At 69.5% G+C, this 19,313-nt stretch carries 15 protein-coding genes; 6 read left to right on the top strand and 9 right to left on the bottom strand.

Annotated elements, in window-relative coordinates:
- Positions 1-59 precede the first annotated feature (59 nt).
- From ileS to ACQZ13_RS20090, 3 genes are all read right to left on the bottom strand, one after another.
- Positions 60-2,903, bottom strand: coding sequence for an isoleucine--tRNA ligase (gene ileS, locus ACQZ13_RS20100; RefSeq protein ID WP_431047494.1), 2,844 nt, complete (start codon positions 2,901-2,903; stop codon positions 60-62).
- Between the two features lie 134 nt (positions 2,904-3,037).
- Positions 3,038-4,138: a bifunctional riboflavin kinase/FAD synthetase gene (locus tag ACQZ13_RS20095; RefSeq protein ID WP_431047492.1), complete on the bottom strand. Its 1,101-nt coding sequence runs from the start codon at positions 4,136-4,138 to the stop codon at positions 3,038-3,040.
- Between the two features lie 62 nt (positions 4,139-4,200).
- Positions 4,201-6,072, bottom strand: coding sequence for an ATP-binding protein (locus ACQZ13_RS20090; RefSeq protein WP_431047490.1), 1,872 nt, complete (start codon positions 6,070-6,072; stop codon positions 4,201-4,203).
- 341 nt (positions 6,073-6,413) lie between these two features.
- Between ACQZ13_RS20090 and ACQZ13_RS20085 the strand changes: the two genes are divergently transcribed.
- The gene (locus ACQZ13_RS20085; protein WP_431047488.1) at positions 6,414-7,664 is read left to right on the top strand and encodes a hypothetical protein; all 1,251 of its coding nucleotides are present in this window, start codon (positions 6,414-6,416) and stop codon (positions 7,662-7,664) included.
- 3 nt (positions 7,665-7,667) lie between these two features.
- Here the strand turns inward: ACQZ13_RS20085 and ACQZ13_RS20080 are convergent, their stop codons facing one another.
- From ACQZ13_RS20080 to ACQZ13_RS20060, 5 genes are all read right to left on the bottom strand, one after another.
- Positions 7,668-8,423 carry a pseudouridine synthase gene (locus tag ACQZ13_RS20080; protein WP_431047486.1) on the bottom strand — a complete coding sequence of 252 codons (756 nt, stop codon included), beginning with the start codon at positions 8,421-8,423 and terminating at the stop codon, positions 7,668-7,670.
- A gap of 36 nt (positions 8,424-8,459) precedes the next feature.
- Positions 8,460-9,458: a P1 family peptidase gene (locus ACQZ13_RS20075; RefSeq protein WP_431047484.1), complete on the bottom strand. Its 999-nt coding sequence runs from the start codon at positions 9,456-9,458 to the stop codon at positions 8,460-8,462.
- Positions 9,459-9,478: 20 nt separating this feature from the next.
- Positions 9,479-10,027 (bottom strand): DUF3617 domain-containing protein, encoded by a 549-nt coding sequence (locus tag ACQZ13_RS20070; protein WP_431047482.1) that lies wholly within the window; start codon positions 10,025-10,027, stop codon positions 9,479-9,481.
- Positions 10,028-10,172: 145 nt separating this feature from the next.
- Positions 10,173-11,294: an acyl-CoA dehydrogenase family protein gene (locus ACQZ13_RS20065; RefSeq protein WP_431047480.1), complete on the bottom strand. Its 1,122-nt coding sequence runs from the start codon at positions 11,292-11,294 to the stop codon at positions 10,173-10,175.
- A 15-nt stretch (positions 11,295-11,309) separates the two neighbouring features.
- Positions 11,310-12,488 carry an acyl-CoA dehydrogenase family protein gene (locus ACQZ13_RS20060; RefSeq protein WP_431047478.1) on the bottom strand — a complete coding sequence of 393 codons (1,179 nt, stop codon included), beginning with the start codon at positions 12,486-12,488 and terminating at the stop codon, positions 11,310-11,312.
- A gap of 198 nt (positions 12,489-12,686) precedes the next feature.
- On the opposite strand from ACQZ13_RS20060, the gene ACQZ13_RS20055 reads away from it, so the two are divergent.
- From ACQZ13_RS20055 to ACQZ13_RS20035, 5 genes are all read left to right on the top strand, one after another.
- Positions 12,687-13,769, top strand: coding sequence for an isoaspartyl peptidase/L-asparaginase family protein (locus tag ACQZ13_RS20055; protein ID WP_431047476.1), 1,083 nt, complete (start codon positions 12,687-12,689; stop codon positions 13,767-13,769).
- A 98-nt stretch (positions 13,770-13,867) separates the two neighbouring features.
- Positions 13,868-14,983: an enoyl-CoA hydratase/isomerase family protein gene (locus ACQZ13_RS20050; RefSeq protein WP_431047474.1), complete on the top strand. Its 1,116-nt coding sequence runs from the start codon at positions 13,868-13,870 to the stop codon at positions 14,981-14,983.
- A gap of 198 nt (positions 14,984-15,181) precedes the next feature.
- Positions 15,182-17,257, top strand: a complete 2,076-nt coding sequence (locus ACQZ13_RS20045; protein WP_431047472.1) for a TonB-dependent receptor — start codon at positions 15,182-15,184, stop codon at positions 17,255-17,257.
- 176 nt (positions 17,258-17,433) lie between these two features.
- Positions 17,434-18,066, top strand: coding sequence for a hypothetical protein (locus tag ACQZ13_RS20040; RefSeq protein WP_431047470.1), 633 nt, complete (start codon positions 17,434-17,436; stop codon positions 18,064-18,066).
- Positions 18,063-18,449, top strand: a complete 387-nt coding sequence (locus ACQZ13_RS20035) for a hypothetical protein (protein ID WP_431047468.1) — start codon at positions 18,063-18,065, stop codon at positions 18,447-18,449. Before ACQZ13_RS20040 ends, ACQZ13_RS20035 begins: the two co-directional genes overlap by 4 nt.
- 66 nt (positions 18,450-18,515) lie before the next feature.
- Here ACQZ13_RS20035 and ACQZ13_RS20030 read toward each other — a convergent pair whose 3' ends face one another.
- Entirely contained in the window at positions 18,516-19,184 is a 669-nt protein-coding gene (locus ACQZ13_RS20030) for a PEP-CTERM sorting domain-containing protein (protein WP_431047466.1), read from the bottom strand.
- Positions 19,185-19,313: the final 129 nt, after the last annotated feature.

Raw genomic sequence — 19,313 nt, 5'->3', positions numbered from 1 at the left:
GGCCGACGGTCCTTGCGGATCGTCGGCCTGTCTGCGCCAGCGGCGACGCGCCGCAGGGATCAGGCGATCACGCGCGTCTCGCCCTCGCCGTAGAGGTTGCTCTCGCAGCGACCGCAGATCGTCGGATGCGCCGGGTTGACGCCGACGTCCGCGCGGTAATGCCAGCAGCGCTCGCACTTCTGGTGCGACGACGGCGTGACCGTGATGGTCAGTTCACCGGCCAGCGCGACGCTCGCCGCGGACGTAATCAGCACGAACTTGAGGTCGTCGCCCAGGCTCTGCAGCAGGGCCAGGTCCTCGGCGTTCACGCCCAGCGCGATCTCGGCCTGCAGCGACGAGCCGATCGCGCCGGTCGTGCGGACCTCCTCGATCGCCTTGTTCACCGCGTCGCGGATCTCGTGGATGCGGTTCCACTTCGCGATCAGGCCGTCGTCGTGCGCGACACCCGTCGACCAGTAGGTCTCGGTGAAGATCGTGTCGCCGGCCTGCTTGCCCGCGAAGACCTTCCACGCTTCCTCGGCGGTGAAGCTCAGGAACGGCGCCATCCAGCGCAGCATCGCGTTCGTGATGTGCCACAGCGCCGTCTGCGCCGAGCGGCGCGCGGCCGACTTCGGCGCGCTGGTGTACAGGCGGTCCTTCAGCACGTCCAGGTAGAACGCCCCCAGGTCCTCCGAGCAGTACACCTGCAGCTTGGCCACGACCGGGTGGAACTCGTAGCGCTGGTAGTGCGCCAGGATCTCCTCCTGGAACTGCGCCGCGCGAGCCAGCGCGTAGCGGTCGGCTTCCAGCAACTGGTCCAGCGGCACGGCGTCCGTCGCCGCGTCGAAGTCCGAGGTGTTGGCCAGCAGGAAGCGCAGCGTGTTGCGGATGCGGCGGTAACCGTCCACGACGCGCGCCAGGATCTTCTCGTCGCCGGCGATGTCGCCCGAGTAGTCGGACGCCGCCACCCACAGCCGGATGATCTCGGCGCCCAGCTTCTTGCTGGTCTCCTGAGGATCGACGCCGTTGCCCAGCGACTTGCTCATCTTGCGGCCCTTGCTGTCCACGGTGAAGCCGTGGGTCAGCAGGCCGCGGTAGGGCGCGCGACCGTTGATGGCGCAGGAGATCAGCAGCGACGAGTGGAACCAGCCGCGATGCTGGTCATGGCCTTCGAGGTAGAGGTCGGCTTCCGGGCCGGTCTCGTGCGCCGCGCCGGCGTGCGAGCCCTTGAGCACATGCTGGAAGGTGGAACCCGAGTCGAACCACACGTCCAGGATGTCCTGCCCCTTCGAGTACTGCTCGGCTTCCGCCCCCAGCCACTCGGCCGGATCCAGCTTGGACCAGGCCTCGATGCCGCCGGCCTCGACCAGCTGCGCGGCGCGCTCGATGAACTCCAGCGTCTTCGGATGCGGCTGGCCGCTGTCCTTGTGCAGGAAGATCGGCAGCGGCACGCCCCAGCTGCGCTGGCGCGAGATGCACCAGTCCGGCCGGCCGGCGATCATGTCGTGCAGGCGCGTCTTGCCGTTCTCGGGATAGAAGCTGGTCTGCTCGATCGCGTCCAGCGCCAGCTGGCGCAGGGTCTTGTCGGCCTTGTCGACGGTGAACACGCCGTCGCCTTCGTCCATGCGCACGAACCACTGCGCCGCCGCGCGGTAGATCACCGGCGACTTGTGGCGCCAGCAGTGCGGGTAGCTGTGGCGGATCTTGCTGTGCGCCATCAGGCGGCCGGCGTCCTGCAGCGCCGCGGCGATGACCGGGTTGGCCTTCCAGATGTGCTGGCCGCCGAACAGCGGCAGCTCGGCCTCGTAGACGCCGTTGCCCTGCACCGGGTTCAGGATGTCCTTGAACGCCAGGCCGTGCGCGATGCACGAGTTGAAGTCGTCCACGCCGTAGGCCGGCGCCGAGTGGACCACGCCGGTGCCGTCGTCGGCCGTGGCGTAGTCGGCCAGGTACACCGGGCTCTCACGGTCGAAGCCCGGATGCACGTGTGCGAGCGGGTGCTTGAACTTCAGCAGTTCGAGCGACTTGCCCGGCGTGACGGCGACGGCCTTGCCTTCGATGCCCCAGCGGGCGAGGCACTTCTCGACCAGGGCCTCGGCCACTACGAAGTAGCCGCGCTCGGTGTCGACCAGCGCGTACGGCAGCTCGGGGTTGAGATTCAGTGCCTGGTTGGCGGGGATGGTCCAGGGCGTCGTCGTCCAGATGACGGTGAACGCCTCCTTGTCCAGCTTGGGCAGGCCGAACGCGGCGGCGAGCTTCTCCGGCTCCGCGCTCAGGAAGGCGACATCGACGGCCGGGGAGTCCTTGTCGGCGTACTCGATCTCGAACTCGGCCAGCGAGGAGCCGCAGTCGAAGCACCAGTACACCGGCTTCAGGCCGCGATAGACGAAGCCGCGTTCGAACAGTCGCTTCAGGACGCGCAGTTCACCCGCCTCGTTCTTGAAGTCCATCGTCCGGTACGGATGGTCCCAGTCGCCGAGCACGCCCAGCCGCTTGAAGTCCACGCGCTGCTGGTCGATCTGCTCGCCGGCGTAGGCGCGGCTCTTGGCCTGCACCTCGTCGCGCGGCAGGCCGCGGCCGAAGGTCTTCTCGATCTGGTTCTCGATCGGCAGGCCGTGGCAGTCCCAGCCGGGGATGTAGGCGGCGTCGAAGCCTTCCAGCTGGCGCGCCTTGACGATCATGTCCTTCAGGATCTTGTTGACCGCGTGACCCATGTGGATCTGGCCGTTGGCGTAGGGCGGGCCGTCGTGCAGCACGAACTTCGGCTTGCCCTGGCGCGCGACGCGCAGGCGCTGGTAGATGCCCTGGTCTTCCCATTCCTTCACCCAGCCCGGCTCGCGCTTGGGCAGGTCGCCGCGCATCGGGAACGGGGTGTCGGGCAGGTTGAGCGTCGAGCGGTAGTCGGACTTGGAGTCGTCGGTCATGGCGGCGGCAATCGAAGGAGCGGCCAGGGGGAGGGGCCGCGAGAGAACAGGGGTGGCGCGCTGGGCAGGGTGCCGGAGAGGCAGGGCCGCGCGCCGGCTGAGCGGTCGAGATGAGCAGTCGGGTGCTCAGCCCTTCAAATTCGGTCGCGGGTGGTCTGTCTGCGGACGGCGGCGTGGGTGGTCGCCGGTTCGGCGAAGTACGCGCGTGCCTGGCGGACGTCCTCGCGGATCGCGGCGGTCAGGGCGTCCAGGCCGTCGAAACGGGCTTCGTCACGCAGTTTGTGCAGGAGTTCCACGCGCACGAGTTTACCGTAGGCCTCGCCCGGACCCAGGCGGTCGGCCAGCGCCGCCGGCCAGTCCAGTGCGTGGACCTCCAGCAGCACGCGGCCGGCGTCCTCGACCGTCGGCCGCACGCCCAGCGAGGCGACGCCGTCCAGCACGATGCCGCCCGCGATACCGTCGGCCATGCTGCCCGCCGCCCCCGCGCCGCGGTCCTGGCCGTCGAGCCCGTGCACCCGCACCGCGAAGATCCCGTGCGCCGCCGGCTTGTCGTGGTCGAACTTCAGGTTCAGCGTGCGGAAGCCGTCGCCTCGGCCGGGGCCGGTCTCCGCCAGCTGTCGCCCCAGCTTCTGGCCGTGGATCACGTGGCCCGAGATCGCGTACGGCCGCCCCAGCAGCCGCGCCGCGCCGTCCATGTCGCCGGCGGCCAGCGCCTCGCGCACGGCCGAGCTCGACACCCGCAGCCCGTGCACCTCGTAGCTCATCATCCGCGCGACGTCGAAACCGAGCCGTTGGCCGGCGGCGTCCAGCGTCGCGTAGTCGCCCTGGCGCTTGGCGCCGAAGCGGAAGTCGTCGCCGACCAGCACGTACTTCGTCCCCAGGCCGTCGATCAGCACGCGCTGGATGAAGTCCTGCGCCGGCAGCGAGGCCAGCGCCTCGTCGAAGCGCAGCACCACGACCTGGTCGATGCCGCAGCGCTCCAGTTCCTGGAGCTTGTCGCGCAGCGTGGCGATGCGCGCCGGCGCCAGCTCGGGCTTGCCCAGTTTTGCGGCGAAGAAGTCGCGCGGATGCGGCTCGAAGGTGAGCACGCAGGTCGGCAGGCCGCGGTGGCGGGCCTCCGACAGCAGCAGCGCCAGCATGGCCTGGTGGCCGCGATGGACGCCGTCGAAGTTGCCGATCGTCAGCGCGCACTGCGCCGCGATGCCGGGATGGTGGAAGCCGCGGAAAACCTGCATGGGCCCGGATTATCAGCCGCCGCGCGCGACCGCGCCGCGATCAGGCCGCGATCAGTCAGCGTTCATGCCGCCTCGGCGGCCGGCGGGGCGGGCAGGTGCTGCGTGACCACGTCCAGCAGCTCGTCCATCTCGAAGGGCTTGACCAGGTGGTCGTCCATGCCGCTGGCCAGGCAGCGTCGGCGGTCGTCGTCGACGGTGCTCGCGGTCAGCGCCACCACCGGCGTGCGCGGCAGCAGCCGGCGCGCTTCCTCCTGCCGCCACGCGGTCGTGGCCGCATAACCGTCCATCTCCGGCATCTGGCAGTCCATCAGGACGAGGTCGAAGCGCTGCGCGCGCAGCAGCTCCAGGGCCTGGCGTCCGTGCTCGGCCGGCACCACGCGCAGGCCGCAGCGTTCCAGCATCGTCGTGGCGACCAGCAGGTTGACCGGGCTGTCGTCCACCAGCAGCACACGGCCTTCCAGGCGGGGCAGCGGTCGCGGCGACGCGGCGGACGGGGCGCGCAGTGCGACGCCCCCGGCGTCGGCGGCGGCCTCCGCCGCGCAGATCTGCAGCGGCAGCGTGAACTCGAACACCGAGCCCTGGCCCGGCGTCGACGCGCAGCGCAGGTCGCCGCCCATCGCCCGGGCGATCTCCCGGGAAATCGTCAGGCCCAGGCCGGCGCCGTCGCGGCGCGCCCGGTCGGAGCCGGCGCCGGTGCCGGTGCCGGTGCGCTCTGCCTGCTCGAAGGGCGCGAAGATGCGCTCCAGCTGGTCCGCGGGGATGCCGTCGCCGGTGTCGCGGACCGCGAAGCGCAGCAGCGTGCCGGCGCGCATGTCCAGCACCGACGAGACCTCGACCGCCACCAGGCCGTGATCGGTGAACTTGATGGCGTTGCCCACCAGGTTGTGCAGCACCTGCTGGATGCGGGACGCGTCGCCCATCGCCCGCGCCGGCAGCTGCGGCGCCACGCTCAGCGTGAAGTCCAGTCCTTTGACCCGGGCGGACTCGCCCAGCAGCCGCGCGACGTCGCCCGCGACCTCGCGGAGGTCGAAGGGCCGGGACTCGACGACCAGCTTGCCGGATTCGATGCGCGCCAGGTCCAGGATGTCGTTGACCAGGGTCAGCAGGTGCCGCCCCGAGCGGCGCACGATGTCGACCTGCTCGCGCTGCTGCGGGCTGAGCTCGCCGCGTTCCAGCAGCTGCGTCATGCCGATGATGCCGTTGAGCGGCGTGCGGATCTCGTGGCTCATCACCGCGACGAAGCGGCTCTTGCTGCTGCTCGTTTCCTCGGCGGCGTCGAGCGCCAGGCGGCGCTGCTCGGCCAGGCGCGCCTGCTCGAAGCGCAGGCGCAGCAGTTCCAGCGACCCGGCCTCGATGCGTCGCGACTCCAGCACCGTCAGCAGCCAGAACATGACCAGTCCGCCGACGCTGAGCCAGCCGGTGACGCCGCCCTGCAGCGCCATCCGGATCGCCAGCGGCGCGATCACCAGCGAGGCGAACAGCGCCTGCCCGCGCGCCCAATGGCCCAGCGACACCATCGTGAAGGCGACCAGGCCGACCAGCGTCGTCATGACCGCCCCGTCGATTTCGGGCAGGTTGGGGGTGGCGAACAGCGCACCGATCACGCCCCAGGCCAGACCGTCCATGCCCAGCCCGACGAGGTAGCGGCGCTCCTCGCGCACGGAGGCGCGTTCCTGCAGCGGAAGTTGGAGGAAACGCCGCGCCTGCAGCGTGCGCCACAGCGAGACGCTCCAGCGCGCGCCCAGCCAGCCGAGCAGGTCGACCGCGGGCAGGTGCGGCCACAGCAGCACGACCGGCAGCAGGCTGAAGAGCGCGCCGACGGCCGCCGGCATGGCCACGCGGGCCTGCAGGCTGCTCAGGCGTTCGGCCCGGACCTGGATCGCCACGCTGGGGGCGGCGATGTCCTCGTGATGTTTGTTTTCTGAGAATCCCATACGACACGGCCGGCGAGGTTCCGACCGTTGCGCCTCCTGGCTGCTGGCGCCGCTCACAGGCGGCGCTTCGGTGGGGCGTTTCTACCGAAGGATGATTGACAGCGGTGTCGGGGACTTCCCGGGTGTGACTTCTGAGCGCACGAACCGATCCAGCGGGGGTCAGTTGACATCCGTCAAGTCAAGGCCCTGCCAGGCCGCGAGACAGCGTGTCAGGCGTTCACCAAGAGCACTTCATCATTCTTCAGGAAGTTGCCATGCCCGCTCTTCTCCATCGACTGCGTGCGATGACTTCGCGGACCGAGTGCTCGCAGAGTCCGGATGCGTCGGCTCCCGGTGCCGACATGCTCGCGAAGCTGGATGGATGCAGTCGGAGTTTCGATCGCGATTGCTTCCAGATCGGCACCCACGAGCGTTCGCTTCAGGTGAACGTGGACGGGCTGTTGGACATCCAGGGGACGGGCAAGCCGGGCGGCCGGGTGCTCGACGCGAGCCGCGTGTCATCGAGCAGCGCGGTGATGGCGGCCCCGGTCGGGCGTATGGAGACCGCGGGCTTCGTGGAGGCATGTGTCAACCACCGGGTGGCGCACATGATCGACCTGACCGGTCCGAACGATGGCCACGCCCCCGCGTGGTCCGGCGCGACAGGGTGGGGTGAGTCCTGCGGCGGCGCCAGGAGCGTGCGCTGCCAGCCGGTGGTCAAGCCGTCTGCCAGTGTGGATCCGGGACTGGGCCAGGAGGCCAGCAGCCAGTTGATCCGGCTGGAAGTGAAAGACGAAGAGGACGTCGCCTCGCAGCAGCTGACCTGGACCCGCATGCCGCGCGTCACGACGCAGGGCCTGCCGCAGGCGCTGCTCGCCGCCGCCCGCAAGACCATGGCGCATCAGTTGCCGCAGGGCGCCACGGTGGCCTTCATGGACGGCAACGGCGGCAATCTCGCCGCCACCTTCGCCGCGGCGAATGCGATCTTCCGCAGCCACGAGCGTCGGCCCCTGACCGTCGGCGATGTGGCCGACGAGGTGGTCCGGGCCTGCGCGCTGCTGCGGTCGCGCCGCAGTCCGGAGCTGTTTGCCGGCCGGCCGGACCTTCTGAAAGCCCTGGCCGAGTTCGCCCAGCTCTTGATCAGGGAGGGGGCGGCTCATCCGACCACCTTCCGGACGGCGGACGCCGACAAGACGCCGGCGTCGGGGACGGGCGCGGCTGTCGCGCCCATGGTGGTCTTCGACGAGCCGCCGGCGGCGAAGAAGTCCAATCTGCGCGATACGCGCGTTGCCTGCTGGAATCGCCCCGAGGCGCGAGGCCCGGTACCGCGCCGGCCGGTGATCCGCTTCGACACACAGGTCAAGGCGTCAGCCCTCGAACCGCGGCGGCCCGTCGACGAGACCGATCGGCTGGGTGATCAGGATCGGCTCAACGACAGTGAAGACAGGCCGGTGACCAGGGACCTGCGCCGGAAGATGGAGGCCGAACGGGATCCCGAGATCCGCCGCGATCTCGCGCAGCGTCTGGTCAATCGCCAGGACGCCGCGCGCGCAGAGGAGACCGAGCGCGAGGAGGGCTCCGCGCTCAGGCAGGCGGGCGACGGGACCGCCTGACCCTCAGGCGTCGGGCGCCGACATCGCCAGCTCGCGCTGGGCGTCGTCCAGCCACATCCACCCGCCTTCCTTCAGCTCGGCCGGCAGTTCCAGCGCGCCGATGCGCTGCCGGTGCAGGCTCAGCACGCGGTTGCCCACGGCCGCGACCATCCGCTTGGCCTGGTGGTAGCGGCCTTCGGTCAGCGCCATCTGCAGGCGGCCGTCGGGCAGGCGCTCGGCGGAGACGGCTTGCACCGGCTCCTCGGCCAGCTTCGGGTTGCGCTCCTCCAGCAGCACGCCTGCCACGAGCTTGCGCAACTGCGCGTCGTCCACCTCGGCCTTGCAGACCGCCTGGTAGAGCTTGGGCACGTGGTACTTCGGGCTGGTGAGCTTGTGCTGCAGCGGACCGTCGTCGGTCAGCAGCAGCAGGCCGGTGGTGTCCTCGTCGAGGCGGCCCACCGGCTGGATGTCGCGATTGCGGACGGGCTCGGGCAGCAGCGAGAACACGCTCGGGTGATGGCTCGGCTTGCGCGAGCACTCGTAGCCGGCCGGCTTGTACAGCAGGATCAATGCCTTCTCGTGGAAGGGCCAGGTCTGGCCTTCCACCTCGAAGATGAGGCCGGCGGTCTGGAAGGTCTGGTCCGGATCCTCGACGACCGTGCCGCCGACCGAGACCAGCCCGTGCCGCAGCAGCGCGGCGCAATGCCGGCGCGTGCCGAAGCCTTGGCTGAAGAGGATCTGGGCGATGGCGACCGGCTTGGCGGAGTTCTTGAGCGTCATGGAACCGGATTGTCGTTCGTGGGAGAACCGAATCCTTCAAGTTGTCGCACGAGGGGATCCGCGGCGGCATCCGTCTTGGATGGGCATCGCCGAGACCGCATCCACGATCGCTCGCGCCACCACCTCCGCCGCCACCGCGCCCAGCAGCGTCATGTCGCCGTCGACGTCCGCGGCGCCGGTGGCGAGCGCGAACATCACGTCGCCGTCCATCACGGTGTGAACGGGATGGATCGCACGCGCCAGACCGTCGTGGGCGATCTGCGCGAGCTTGGTGGCCTGCGCCTTCGTCAGCCGCGCGTCGGTCGCGATGACGCCGATGGTCGTGGCGCTGCCCTGCAGCGCGCCGCCGGGGCGCTCGCCGTCGAGCAGCGCCTGGACCGTGGAGCGCGGGCGACCGTCCGCGCCGCGCGAGCCGGCGATCACCTCGCCGCCGTGCGGATCGACGACGTCGCCCACCGCATTCACGGCCACCATCGCCGACAGCGTCATGCCGCCGATGCGGACCGATGCCATGCCGAGTCCTCCCGGCATGGCGCGCTCGACGCCGAGCAGCTTGCCCACCGTCGCGCCGGCGCCGGCGCCGACGCGTCCGCGCGAACGTTCTGCGGCCGAGGCCGCCTCGCAGGCCGCGCGGCCTGCATCCGCATCGGGCGCGGTGGACGCGTCATGCCGCCACAAGTCGAAAAGCACCGCCGCCGGCACGATGGGCACGCGCACCTGACCGACGGCGAAGCCGTGTCCGCGTTCCGCCAGCCAGCGCATCACGCCGTCCGCGGCCGCGAGGCCGAACGCGCTGCCGCCGGTGAGCAGGATCGCGTGGACCTGCTGGACGGTGTTCTCGGGACGCAGGAGGTCCAGATCGCGCGTGCCCGGCGCGGCGCCTCGCACATCGACGCCCGCCGTCGCGCCGGACTCGCACAGCACGACGCTGCAGCCGGTGGGCACCGACGGATGCGTGAAGTGACCGACCTTCAGGCCGGCGACGTCGCAGAGCGCGCCGGCGTCCGCGCGGGACCCGGTCGCGGTGCGGCTCAAGCCGGCATTCACAGGCTCGCTCAAGGCTTGGCGCCTTGCGGCTTCAGCGAGCCGCAATCGCTGCCCAGATAGCGGGCTTCGCCGGTGGAGCGGATCACCTCGGTCTTGCCGTCGCGCTGCGCGCGGACCTCGCTCTTCGTCTTGTAATGGTCCGGGCCGAGGAAGGTGATCTCGTTGGTCCCTTCAGAGGCCGGGTCGGTGCAGCGGAAGTTCACCAGCATCGTGTCGCCGGTGCGCTTGCTGTCGTGGGTGCACTTGCCGTCGGTGCGGGGCATCGCGGCGCGGTCGGCCTGTTCCTTGGTGACGCAGGACTTGAGCGTCAGCTCGCCGCCCTGGAAGTTCATGCTGACGCCGTTCTTCGACATCATCGATTCCAGCTGCTTGCGCTGCTCGGGCGGCAGCGCCGCCATCTGCTTCTGCATCTGCTCCATCTGCGCCTGGCGCTGCGGATCGAGCTGGGGCTTCTGCCTGATCTCCCACAGCCCGGGTTTGAAGTCCTGGGCCGAGGCGGAGACCACGCCGGCCGCGAGCAGCAGGCCGACGATCAGGGAGGAGGGCGTGAAGGACATGACGGACTCCATCGCCGCAGGGTTGGGCGAGTGAGTCCAGTGTACGCAGCGGCGATTCGGGCGCACCGCGTCGTTGGAAATCCTCGCCATAGCGCTGCTATGGCTCCGGTTTCCGCCTAGCGGTGCATCCCGACTCGCCGCTGCGTCAGGCGAAGACGCCGGCCGTGTCCTGCATGCGTGCGCTGACTTCTCCAAGGTGGTGCAGCGAATCGCCGTACTGCATCTCCATGACGGCCAGGCGCTTGAAGTAGTGACTGCCGATGTACTCGTCGGTCACGCCGATGCCGCCGTGCAGCTGCGTGCACTGCTGGCCGACGAAACGCATGGACTGCCCCAGCTGCACCTTGGCCTGCGAGATCGCGCGGCGGCGCGCGTCCGCCGGCTCGTTCAGCTTGAGCGTGGCGAAGTAGCTCATCGAGCGCGCCAGCTCCAGCTGCATCTTGACGTCGGCCATGCGGTGGCGCAGCGCCTGGAAGCTCGCGATCGCGACGCCGAACTGCTTGCGCGTGTTGAGGTATTCCGCCGTCAGCGCGACGAAGCGGTCCATCGCGCCGACGGCCTCCGCCGCCTGCGCGGCGATGGCGATGTCGACGGCGTGTTCCAGCATCGCGAGCCCGCGGTCCGGTCCGACCAGCAGCGTGGCGGGCGTGTCCTGCAGCGTGAGTTCGGCCGCGCGCGAGCCGTCGTGCAGCGCATAACCGCGCAGCGCGACGCCGGCCGCGTCCTTCGCGACGAGGTACAGCGCGATGTTCGCGCCCGCGCCGCCCGCGCAGGCCGGGACGATGAACGCATCGGCCGCGTCGCCGGCCGGGACGACGCTCTTCGCGCCGGTCAACCGGTGATCGGCGGTCGCGATCGTGTCGCAGACGTCCAGCCGGTAACGCGCCTTGCGCTCCTGATGCGCGAGCACGACCAGCGCTTCGCCCCCGGCGATGCGCGGCAGCCACTCGCCCTGCGCGGCGTCATCCGCCTGCGCGAACACGGCCGGCGCCACCAGCCCGCCCTGCGCATACGGCTCCATCACCAGGCCGCGCCCCAGCTCTTCCATCACGACCATCGCCTCGGCCGGGCCGAAGCCCAGGCCGCCGTGCGCCTCGGGCACGGCCAGCGCGGTGAGGCCGAGGCCCGCCAGCGCGTTCCAGGCGTCGCGCGAGAAACCGCCCGCCTTCACGATCGCGCGGCGCTGCTCGAACCCGTAATCCTTGTCGACGTAGCGCCGCACCGCGTCGCGCAGCGAGTTCTGGTCTTCGGTGAAATCGAAATCCATGTCGTGTCTCCTGCCTCAGCCCAGAACCGTTTGCGCGACGATGTTGCGTTGAACCTCGTTCGAGCCGCCGTAGATCGTCGTCTTGCGATAGTTGAAATAGTGGCTCGCGAGCGGCGCGCAGTGGGCCGCGCCGACCTGGTCGCCCTGCCAGCCGGCTTCCATCGCCTCCTGGATGAAGGGCGTCGAATACGGCCCGGCGGCCAGCATCATCAACTCGGTGTAGCGCTGCTGGATCTCGCTGCCGCGGATCTTCAGCAGGCCTGCCACGTCCAGGGACTGCTTGCCGCTGGATTCGGCCGACAGCACGCGCAGCACCATCATCTCCAGCGCGACGATGTCCACCTCCAGCAGCGCGATCTGGTCGCGGAAACGCGGGTCGTCGTAGACGCCTTCGGCCTTGGCGATGCGCTTGAGCCGCTCCAGCTCGCGCTTGCCGCGGTTGACGTCGGCGATGTTGGTGCGCTCGTGGGCGAGCAGGTACTTGGCGTAGGTCCAGCCCTTGTTCTCCTCGCCGACGAGGTTCTCCGCCGGGACCACGACGTCGTCGAAGAAGACCTCGTTGACCTCGTGTTCGCCGTCCAGCATGGTGATCGGCCGCACGGTCACGCCCGGCGACTTCATGTCGATCAGCAGGAAGGAGATGCCGGCCTGCGGCTTGACGCTCGCATCGGTGCGCACCAGGCAGAAGATCCAGTCGCCGTACTGGCCCAGCGTGGTCCAGGTCTTCTGGCCGTTGACGACGTAGGTGTCGCCGCGACGCTCGGCGCGCGTCTTGACCGAGGCCAGGTCCGAGCCCGAGCCCGGCTCGCTGTAGCCCTGGCTCCACCAGACGTCGCCGCTCATGATGCCGGGGAGGTGGCGCTCCTGCTGCTCGCGCGAGCCGAAGGCCATGATCACCGGGGCCACCATCACCGGCCCGAAGGGCACGACGCGCGGCGCACCGGCCAGCGCGCATTCCTCTTCGAACAGGTGGCGCTGCACGGCGTTCCAGCCCGGGCCGCCGAACTGCTTCGGCCAGGCCCAGCCGTGCCAGCCCTGCTGGCCCAGGATGCGCGCCCAGCGCTGCAGATCGTCCTTGTTCAGCCGCAGCGCGTTGTGCACCTTGTGGCTGATGTCCTTCGGAAGGTGCTCGGCCACCCACTGGCGGATGTCGGCCCGGAAGGCCTGTTCTTCGGGGGTGAAGTTGAGGTCCATGCGTCGTGTCTCCTGCGGTCCTTGATGTCTTGTCCTGCGCCGGTCGTGGGCCGTCGTGGGCCCGTCCTGCTGCGTGTCCCCGGACTGCGCAGGTTTTTAGCACGAGCGTTCGCTTTTTTCCTGTCCCGACCGGGACAAGCCCAGGGCCATCCCGGGGGCGGGGGAGAATGCGCGGCTTCCGGGCTCCGAAGATCCGCCATGACCGCCTCGCTCCCGACCTCGTCGCCAGGCCCGAACGCCGCCGCGCTGCCGACCTTGTTCCCGACCTCCCTGCCGAGGCCGGTGCTCGCCCTGCACGGCGGCGCCGGCACCATCCGCCGCGCAAGCATGAGCGCGGACATGGAGGCGCGCTATCGCGCGGCGCTGGCGGAGATCCTGGCCGACGGCGCGTCGCGGCTCGCGCGCGGCGACGCGGCGATGGACGTCGCCGTGGAGGCCGTGCGCCGGCTCGAGGAATGCGAGCTCTTCAACGCCGGCAAGGGCGCGGTCTACACGGCGGACCAGCGGCACGAGCTCGACGCCAGCGTCATGGACGGGCGCGATCGCAGCGCGGGTGCGGTGGCCGGCGTGACGCGGGTGCGCAATCCGGTGCTCGCGGCGCGGGCCGTGATGGCGCACAGCGGCCACGTGATGCTGATCGGCACGGCGGCGGACAGCTTCGCGTTCGAGCAGGGCCTGGAGCGCGTGGCGCCCGACTGGTTCGGCACGCCGCAGCGGCTGGCGCAACTGGAGCAGGCGCGGGCGTCCGCGCTCGGCCAGGTGCTGGACCACGACGGGCAGCAGGCGGTGGCCGACGCCGGCACGACCGGCACGACCGGCACGACCGGTGAGGCCGCCGGAGGCCCCATCGACGAACAGACCAAGTTCGGCACGGTCGGCGCGGTGGTGCGCGACGCGGCGGGCCACCTCGCCGCGGCGACCTCCACCGGCGGGATGACGAACAAGCGGCCGGGCCGCGTCGGCGACTCGCCGATTCCCGGCGCCGGGTGCTATGCGGACGACCGCAGCGTCGCCGTCTCCTGCACGGGTACCGGCGAGGCCTTCATCCGCGCCGCCGCGGCCCACGAGATCGGCGCATTGATGCGCATCGGCGGTCTGCCGCTGGCGGACGCCTGCGCCCGCGTCGTGTTCGAGGAGCTGCCGACGGTGGGCGGCGACGGCGGACTGATCGCGGTCGACACCCTGGGCAACGTCTGGCTCGGCTTCAACACCGAGGGCATGTACCGCGGCTGGGTCGAGGCGGGCGGGGTCCCCGTGGTCGGGGTGTACCGGGACGAGTGAGGCGGCGGCGGTGTTATGGTGCTGGCCGCATTGTTTGGTAACGAGCTGCTGGCCGCGTGGCGCCGCCCGGCAGCTTCCACGAGTGGAGAGAAGTCGCTGTGATTCCGTCGCTGCAATCCGAAGGGCTGGTCCTGGCCGAGGTCAACGGCTGCCTGGGCCTGATCACCTTGAACCGTCCGCAGGCGCTGAACGCGCTGACGCTGCCCATGATCCGCGACCTGACCGCGCTGCTGACGGCGTGGGCGAAGGATCCCGCGATCCAGGCGGTCGCGCTGATCGGCGCCTGCCGCGAAGGCAAGCCCGCGGCGTTCTGCGCCGGGGGCGACATCCGCTTCTTCCACCAGGCCGCGCTGGCCGGCGGTGACGCGATGCAGGCGCTGGATGCGTTCTTCACCGAGGAATACGCGCTCAACCACCTGATCCACCAGTTCCCCAAGCCCTGCATCGCGCTGATGGACGGCGTCGTGATGGGTGGCGGCATGGGCGTCAGCCAGGGCGCGCGGCTGCGCGTGCTGACGGAGCACTCCAAGCTGGCGATGCCCGAGACCAACATCGGCCTGTTCCCGGATGTGGGCGGCGGCTACTTCCTGTCGCGCTGCCCCGGCCACAGCGGCGAGTGGCTGGCGCTGACCGGGCAGGTCATCGGCGCGGGCGACGCGATCGAGCTCGGCCTGGGCGACGTCTTCGTCCGCAGCAGCGAGCTGCCGGCGATCGTCGAAGGCCTGCGGACCGGCGTGCAGGACAGCGCCGAGCACGTGGTCGCGACGGTGATGGAGCGCGTGGACCTGGCGCCGGTCGCCGAGCACTGGAACGCGCGCGCGCAGATCAACCGGCACTTCTCGGCCGCGTCCGTGCCGGCGCTGTTCGCGTCGCTCGAAGCGGATGCCGATCCCTGGGCGCAGCAGACGCTGGCGACGCTGAAGCAGCGATCGCCGCTGATGATGGCGGTGACGCTGGAGCAGATCCGCCGCGCCCGGACGATGAGCCTGGCCGACGACCTGCGCATGGAGCGCGACCTGGTGCACCACTGCTTCCACCTGCGGCCGGGCGCGGCCAGCGAGACGGTGGAGGGCGTGCGCGCGCTGGCCGTCGACAAGGACCATGCGCCGAAATGGAACCCCGCCCGCGTCGAGGACGTGACGCGCGCGGACGTCGAGGCCTTCTTCCGCAGCCCCTGGCCGACTGCCGGGCACCCGCTGCGCGCGCTCGACTGAGCGAAGGTCCACGGATCGCCCGCGCTGTCCCTCGGGAGAGTGACGGGCAACACCCGACCCTCGGTTTTCAGAGAACCTTCACACCGCCTCCCTAGAGTCGCCGGACTTCGCACGCCACGTGCGAGTCGATTTCGGAGCGACGGACGGATGACGATCAGGCGAGGGCCCAGGGCCGCGAACAGGGCGCGCGTAGGCGCGATGGTGTTGGCGGTCTGCGGCCCCGCGTGTGCCCAGATATCCGGGATCGTCGCCAAGGCGGAGCCGGTCACGCTCGACCGCGTCGAGCTCAACGGCCGCCACTACGACAACGGCATCGGCACGACGGATGCCGCCTCGCAGGGCGCCGTGCGCGCCGAACTGCTGAAGAGCCGCCCGGCGCTGCGCCCGGGCGAGGTGCTCGAATTCGTGCCGGGGCTGATCGTCACGCAGCACAGCGGCGACGGGAAGGCCAACCAGTACTTCCTGCGCGGCTTCAACCTCGACCACGGCACCGACTTCGCCGCGACGGTGATGGGGCTGCCGGTCAACATGCCCAGCCATGCGCACGGGCAGGGTTATTCGGACCTCAACTTCCTGATCCCCGAGCTGGTCGAGCGCATCGACTACCGCAAGGGACCGTACTTCGCCGGCAACGGCGACTTCGCGGCGGCGGGTTCGGCGGACATCGGCTACTTCCGCAAGCTCGACGATCCGTTCGTCGCGTTGACCTTGGGGGAGGGCAAGTACCGGCGCGGCCTGGCGGCAGGATCGACCGGCATCGGCGGCGGCATGCAGCTGCTGGGTGCCGTGGAGGCGATGCGCAACGACGGCCCGTGGACGCTGCCCGAGGACCTGAACCGCCGCAACGTGGTGCTGAGCCTGTCGGGCGGCTCGGGCGCTTCCAATGGCGCGGGCGGAGCGAGCGGCGACCGCTGGCGCATCGGGCTGATGGACTACCGCGCGGACTGGACCTCGACGGACCAGGTGCCGCAGCGGCTGATCGATGCGGGCACCTTCGGCGGTCGGCCGTTCGGCCGCTTCGATGCGGTCGATCCGAGCGACGGCGGCGACACGCGTCGCAGCAGCCTGTCCGGTGAATGGCAGCGCGATGCCGACGGCGCGACCACGCGTCTGGCCGCCTATGCGATGGCCTACCAGCTCGCGCTGTACTCCAACTTCACCTACGCGATGGAACGACCCGACGCGGGCGACCAGTTCGCGCAGAAGGACGACCGCCAGGTCTACGGCCTGAACGGCAGCCACGCGTTCGACCACACGCTCGGCAGTCTGCCGGCGCGCTCGGAATTCGGGTTCCAGGTCCGTCGGGACCGGGCGCGGGTGGGGCTCTTCAACACGGTGGCGCGCGTCGTCGTCGATCCGGAGAACGACACCACGCGCGACGACGATGTGCGCGAGACGCTGGCCGGCGTGTACGGCCAGACCAGCGTGGAGCTCGCGCCGTGGGCGCGTTCAGCGGTGGGCCTGCGCGCCGATCACGGGCGCTTCCGCGTCGACCATCGAGCCGGGGAGGGAAACTCCGGCAGCGCGCGCGAGACGCTGGTGTCGCCGAAGTTCTCGCTGGTGCTGGGACCGTGGGCGAAGACGGAGCTGTTCGTCAACGCCGGTCGCGGCTTCCACAGCAACGACGCGCGCGGCGTCACCAGCGCGGTCGATCCGGCGCAGGGCCTGGTGAAGGCCAAGGGCTACGAGCTCGGCCTGCGCAGCGAGATCGTGCCGGGACTGCAGAGCTCGATCGCGTTATGGAAGCTGGACTTCGATTCGGAGCTGGTCTACGTCGGCGACGCCGGCGCGACCGAAGCGAACCGTCCGAGCAGGCGACGTGGCATCGAGTGGAACAACCGCTACGTCCCGCTGCCCTGGCTGCTGATCGATGCGGACCTCGCGTGGACGCATGCGCGCTTCTCGGATGCCGACCCGGCGGGCAATCGAATTCCGAATGCGGTCGACAAGGTCGCCTCGATGGGCGTGACGGTGCGCGAACTCGGCCCGTGGTCGGCGAGCCTGCAATGGCGCTACCTCGGCAGCGGCGCGCTGATCGAGGACAACAGCGTCCGCTCGCATTCCTCGCTGACAACCAACCTGCGTGTGAGTCGACGCTTCGGCACGAAGACCGAGCTGACGCTGGACGTCTTCAATCTCTTCGACCGCAAGGTCAACGACATCGAATACTTCTACGAATCGCAGCTGCCCGGCGAGAGCGCGCCGGTCGCCGATCGCCACGTGCATCCCGCCGAACCGCGCACGGTGCGCGTTACGCTGCGCCGCAGCTTCTGACGCGCCGCTGAGGCAATGACCTCTTCTGCGTAGACGCAAGGGGAGTGACCTACTTCAATCAACGCCCCCCATCAGAACGCCCTTTGGAGGGAATCGACAAACGCCTCTTCGCTCCGACACTGCATGCATTCGAGCCGTGAGCTCGATGGCTGTTGAAGTAGTGAAGGAGAGATGCAATGGGGTTTGCAGGAGTGGAATACGAGTTGGCGATGGAGCCGGAGACGGACTCGCTGGAGGAACGGGCGTCCGAACCGGTGACGGATTCCGGTATCCCCGCGAAGCCGGTGGACCGGACGCCGGTTGTGGCAGATGAGGATTGGATGCGTGGCCTGGCCCCGCTGCTGAGGGTCTTGCGCGATCCGGAGACGATGTTTGGTGCATCGTCCGATCGCAGGCCTGAGCCGCGCCGGCCTGTTGATTGGGAGGCTGCACCTCACCAGATTCAGGATTGCTTCGAGTACTGGGAGGCACGTTGCTCGGATGTGCTGCTCCATCTGATGATGGCCGCCGACCTGCTGCGTGAATCTGCAGTGAAGATCTGTCGCGGCGAGGTGCAGATCACGATCCTTGAGCACGAAGATCTCTCGCCAAGCATCTTCATGGAACTGAGCATCGATGCGAGCTCGATGCAGGCCATGGAGCTCACTCAAGAGTTGGATCGTCGCGCCTTCGACATGGAGCTGGCTTGTGACGGCTTCGTGTTCTGTTTCATGGACGGTGAAGGCGGTGATGTCGACGAACTGGAGGGGGACGCGGCCCCCTTTTTCGCCTCGTTGAACTCTGCGATCCGAGAGGAAGAATGCGCATGACCACGAAACCTGAAGATCTGAAGTCGGTGGCGGAAGCGCTGTCCATTCAAGAAATCGAGGCGTGGCAGCGTTCTGCCATTTCGCGGGCGTACTACGCCAGCTTTCATCGATGCCTGGAGTGGGAATCTGGGCTGCCGAAGAGGCCGTACGTCACTCAACAGAAGGGTGGTGAGCACCAGCAGTTGCTCAATCGTTTGAGGAAGCCGAACGCCAGCTGTTCCGAAAAGGAGAAGCAGCTCTCGATCAAGCTTCACAGTCTGCTGCGGTCACAGCGAGAACGACGGGTCAAGGCGGATTACAGGATTGATGAGGATGTGAGCCGCAAGGAGATGCGGCGGCAGCTTGCGGACGCGCGACAACTGTTCCGCGCTTGCGGCGACTGACTGCGATCAATGCGCCTCCCGGCGCATTGATCGTCGTCGCGGGGCCGGGGAGGCCTCGGCGGGGATTTACTTCGGCTGCTTGCGCCGCGCCACGAATCCGACGGCGGCGAGGCCGGCGAGCATCAGCGCGTAGGTGTGCGGTTCCGGCACCGCCGAGATGCCGATGTTGTCGATCGCGCCGTTCAGCTCGCCGCTGAACACCAGCGAACGGCCCACGCCGGCGAAGCTCACCGACGCCAGGTCGAAGTGGCAATAGGACGTGTCGGCGCAACCGGTCTGCGCGTTGTTCAGCAGCGAGAAGGACCCCAGGATGGAGCCCGTGCCGTTCAGCCCGCTGTAGATCGTGACCGCGCCGGCCAGTGCGCTGGCCGACGAGTAGTACAGCGACACCTCGCCGGTGAAGCCCTTGGCGACGTTCATCAGGCCGGTCTCGCCCATGTTGTTGAACATCACGCCGCCCATCGTCGGGGCGTTGCTGAAGTAGTTGCCGCTCGGGCTGTCGGCCAGGCCGTCGTTGGCCAGGCCCAGGATGGAGCCGCTGAACGACACGCCCAGGTTGACGCCGCTCAGGCCGGCGCCGTCGGTGCCGCCGTTGTAGTAGTCGGCGACCGAGGCGAAGCTCGTCGGGCCGTCGAAGTCGATCCAGGCATTGGCGGCGTGGGCCGGCGCCGCGGACAGGGCGAGGGCCGACAGCGCGGCCATGGACAGCAGGGCAGGGGAAGCAGCACGCTTCATGGAGGTTCTCCGGTGGGGGTCAGGGGTTGCCTCCCGCATGCAGACCCGCGCGGATCCGGCCTGCACGTCGAGACGCGTCGCCCGGCAGTCTCGAATCCGTCCAAGGCAGTCGCGTGACGGAAGTCTCAT

The sequence above is a fragment of the Roseateles sp. L2-2 genome (assembly GCF_050613215.1).
GTDB lineage: Bacteria > Pseudomonadota > Gammaproteobacteria > Burkholderiales > Burkholderiaceae_C > Roseateles > Roseateles noduli.
Note: the sequence above shows the minus strand (reverse complement) of the source record. Positions and strands in the feature narration are given on the sequence as shown.

What these genes read in the sequence shown, in the direction of transcription:
- ileS (WP_431047494.1), bottom strand. Translation starts at nt 2,903, where the DNA reads ATGACCGACGACTCCAAGTCCGACTACCGCTCGACGCTCAACCTGCCC.
- ACQZ13_RS20095 (WP_431047492.1), bottom strand. Translation starts at nt 4,138, where the DNA reads ATGCAGGTTTTCCGCGGCTTCCACCATCCCGGCATCGCGGCGCAGTGC.
- ACQZ13_RS20090 (WP_431047490.1), bottom strand. Translation starts at nt 6,072, where the DNA reads ATGGGATTCTCAGAAAACAAACATCACGAGGACATCGCCGCCCCCAGC.
- ACQZ13_RS20085 (WP_431047488.1), top strand. Translation starts at nt 6,414, where the DNA reads ATGCTCGCGAAGCTGGATGGATGCAGTCGGAGTTTCGATCGCGATTGC.
- ACQZ13_RS20080 (WP_431047486.1), bottom strand. Translation starts at nt 8,423, where the DNA reads ATGACGCTCAAGAACTCCGCCAAGCCGGTCGCCATCGCCCAGATCCTC.
- ACQZ13_RS20070 (WP_431047482.1), bottom strand. Translation starts at nt 10,027, where the DNA reads ATGTCCTTCACGCCCTCCTCCCTGATCGTCGGCCTGCTGCTCGCGGCC.
- ACQZ13_RS20065 (WP_431047480.1), bottom strand. Translation starts at nt 11,294, where the DNA reads ATGGATTTCGATTTCACCGAAGACCAGAACTCGCTGCGCGACGCGGTG.
- ACQZ13_RS20060 (WP_431047478.1), bottom strand. Translation starts at nt 12,488, where the DNA reads ATGGACCTCAACTTCACCCCCGAAGAACAGGCCTTCCGGGCCGACATC.
- ACQZ13_RS20055 (WP_431047476.1), top strand. Translation starts at nt 12,687, where the DNA reads ATGACCGCCTCGCTCCCGACCTCGTCGCCAGGCCCGAACGCCGCCGCG.
- ACQZ13_RS20045 (WP_431047472.1), top strand. Translation starts at nt 15,182, where the DNA reads ATGGTGTTGGCGGTCTGCGGCCCCGCGTGTGCCCAGATATCCGGGATC.
- ACQZ13_RS20040 (WP_431047470.1), top strand. Translation starts at nt 17,434, where the DNA reads ATGGGGTTTGCAGGAGTGGAATACGAGTTGGCGATGGAGCCGGAGACG.
- ACQZ13_RS20035 (WP_431047468.1), top strand. Translation starts at nt 18,063, where the DNA reads ATGACCACGAAACCTGAAGATCTGAAGTCGGTGGCGGAAGCGCTGTCC.
- ACQZ13_RS20030 (WP_431047466.1), bottom strand. Translation starts at nt 19,184, where the DNA reads ATGAAGCGTGCTGCTTCCCCTGCCCTGCTGTCCATGGCCGCGCTGTCG.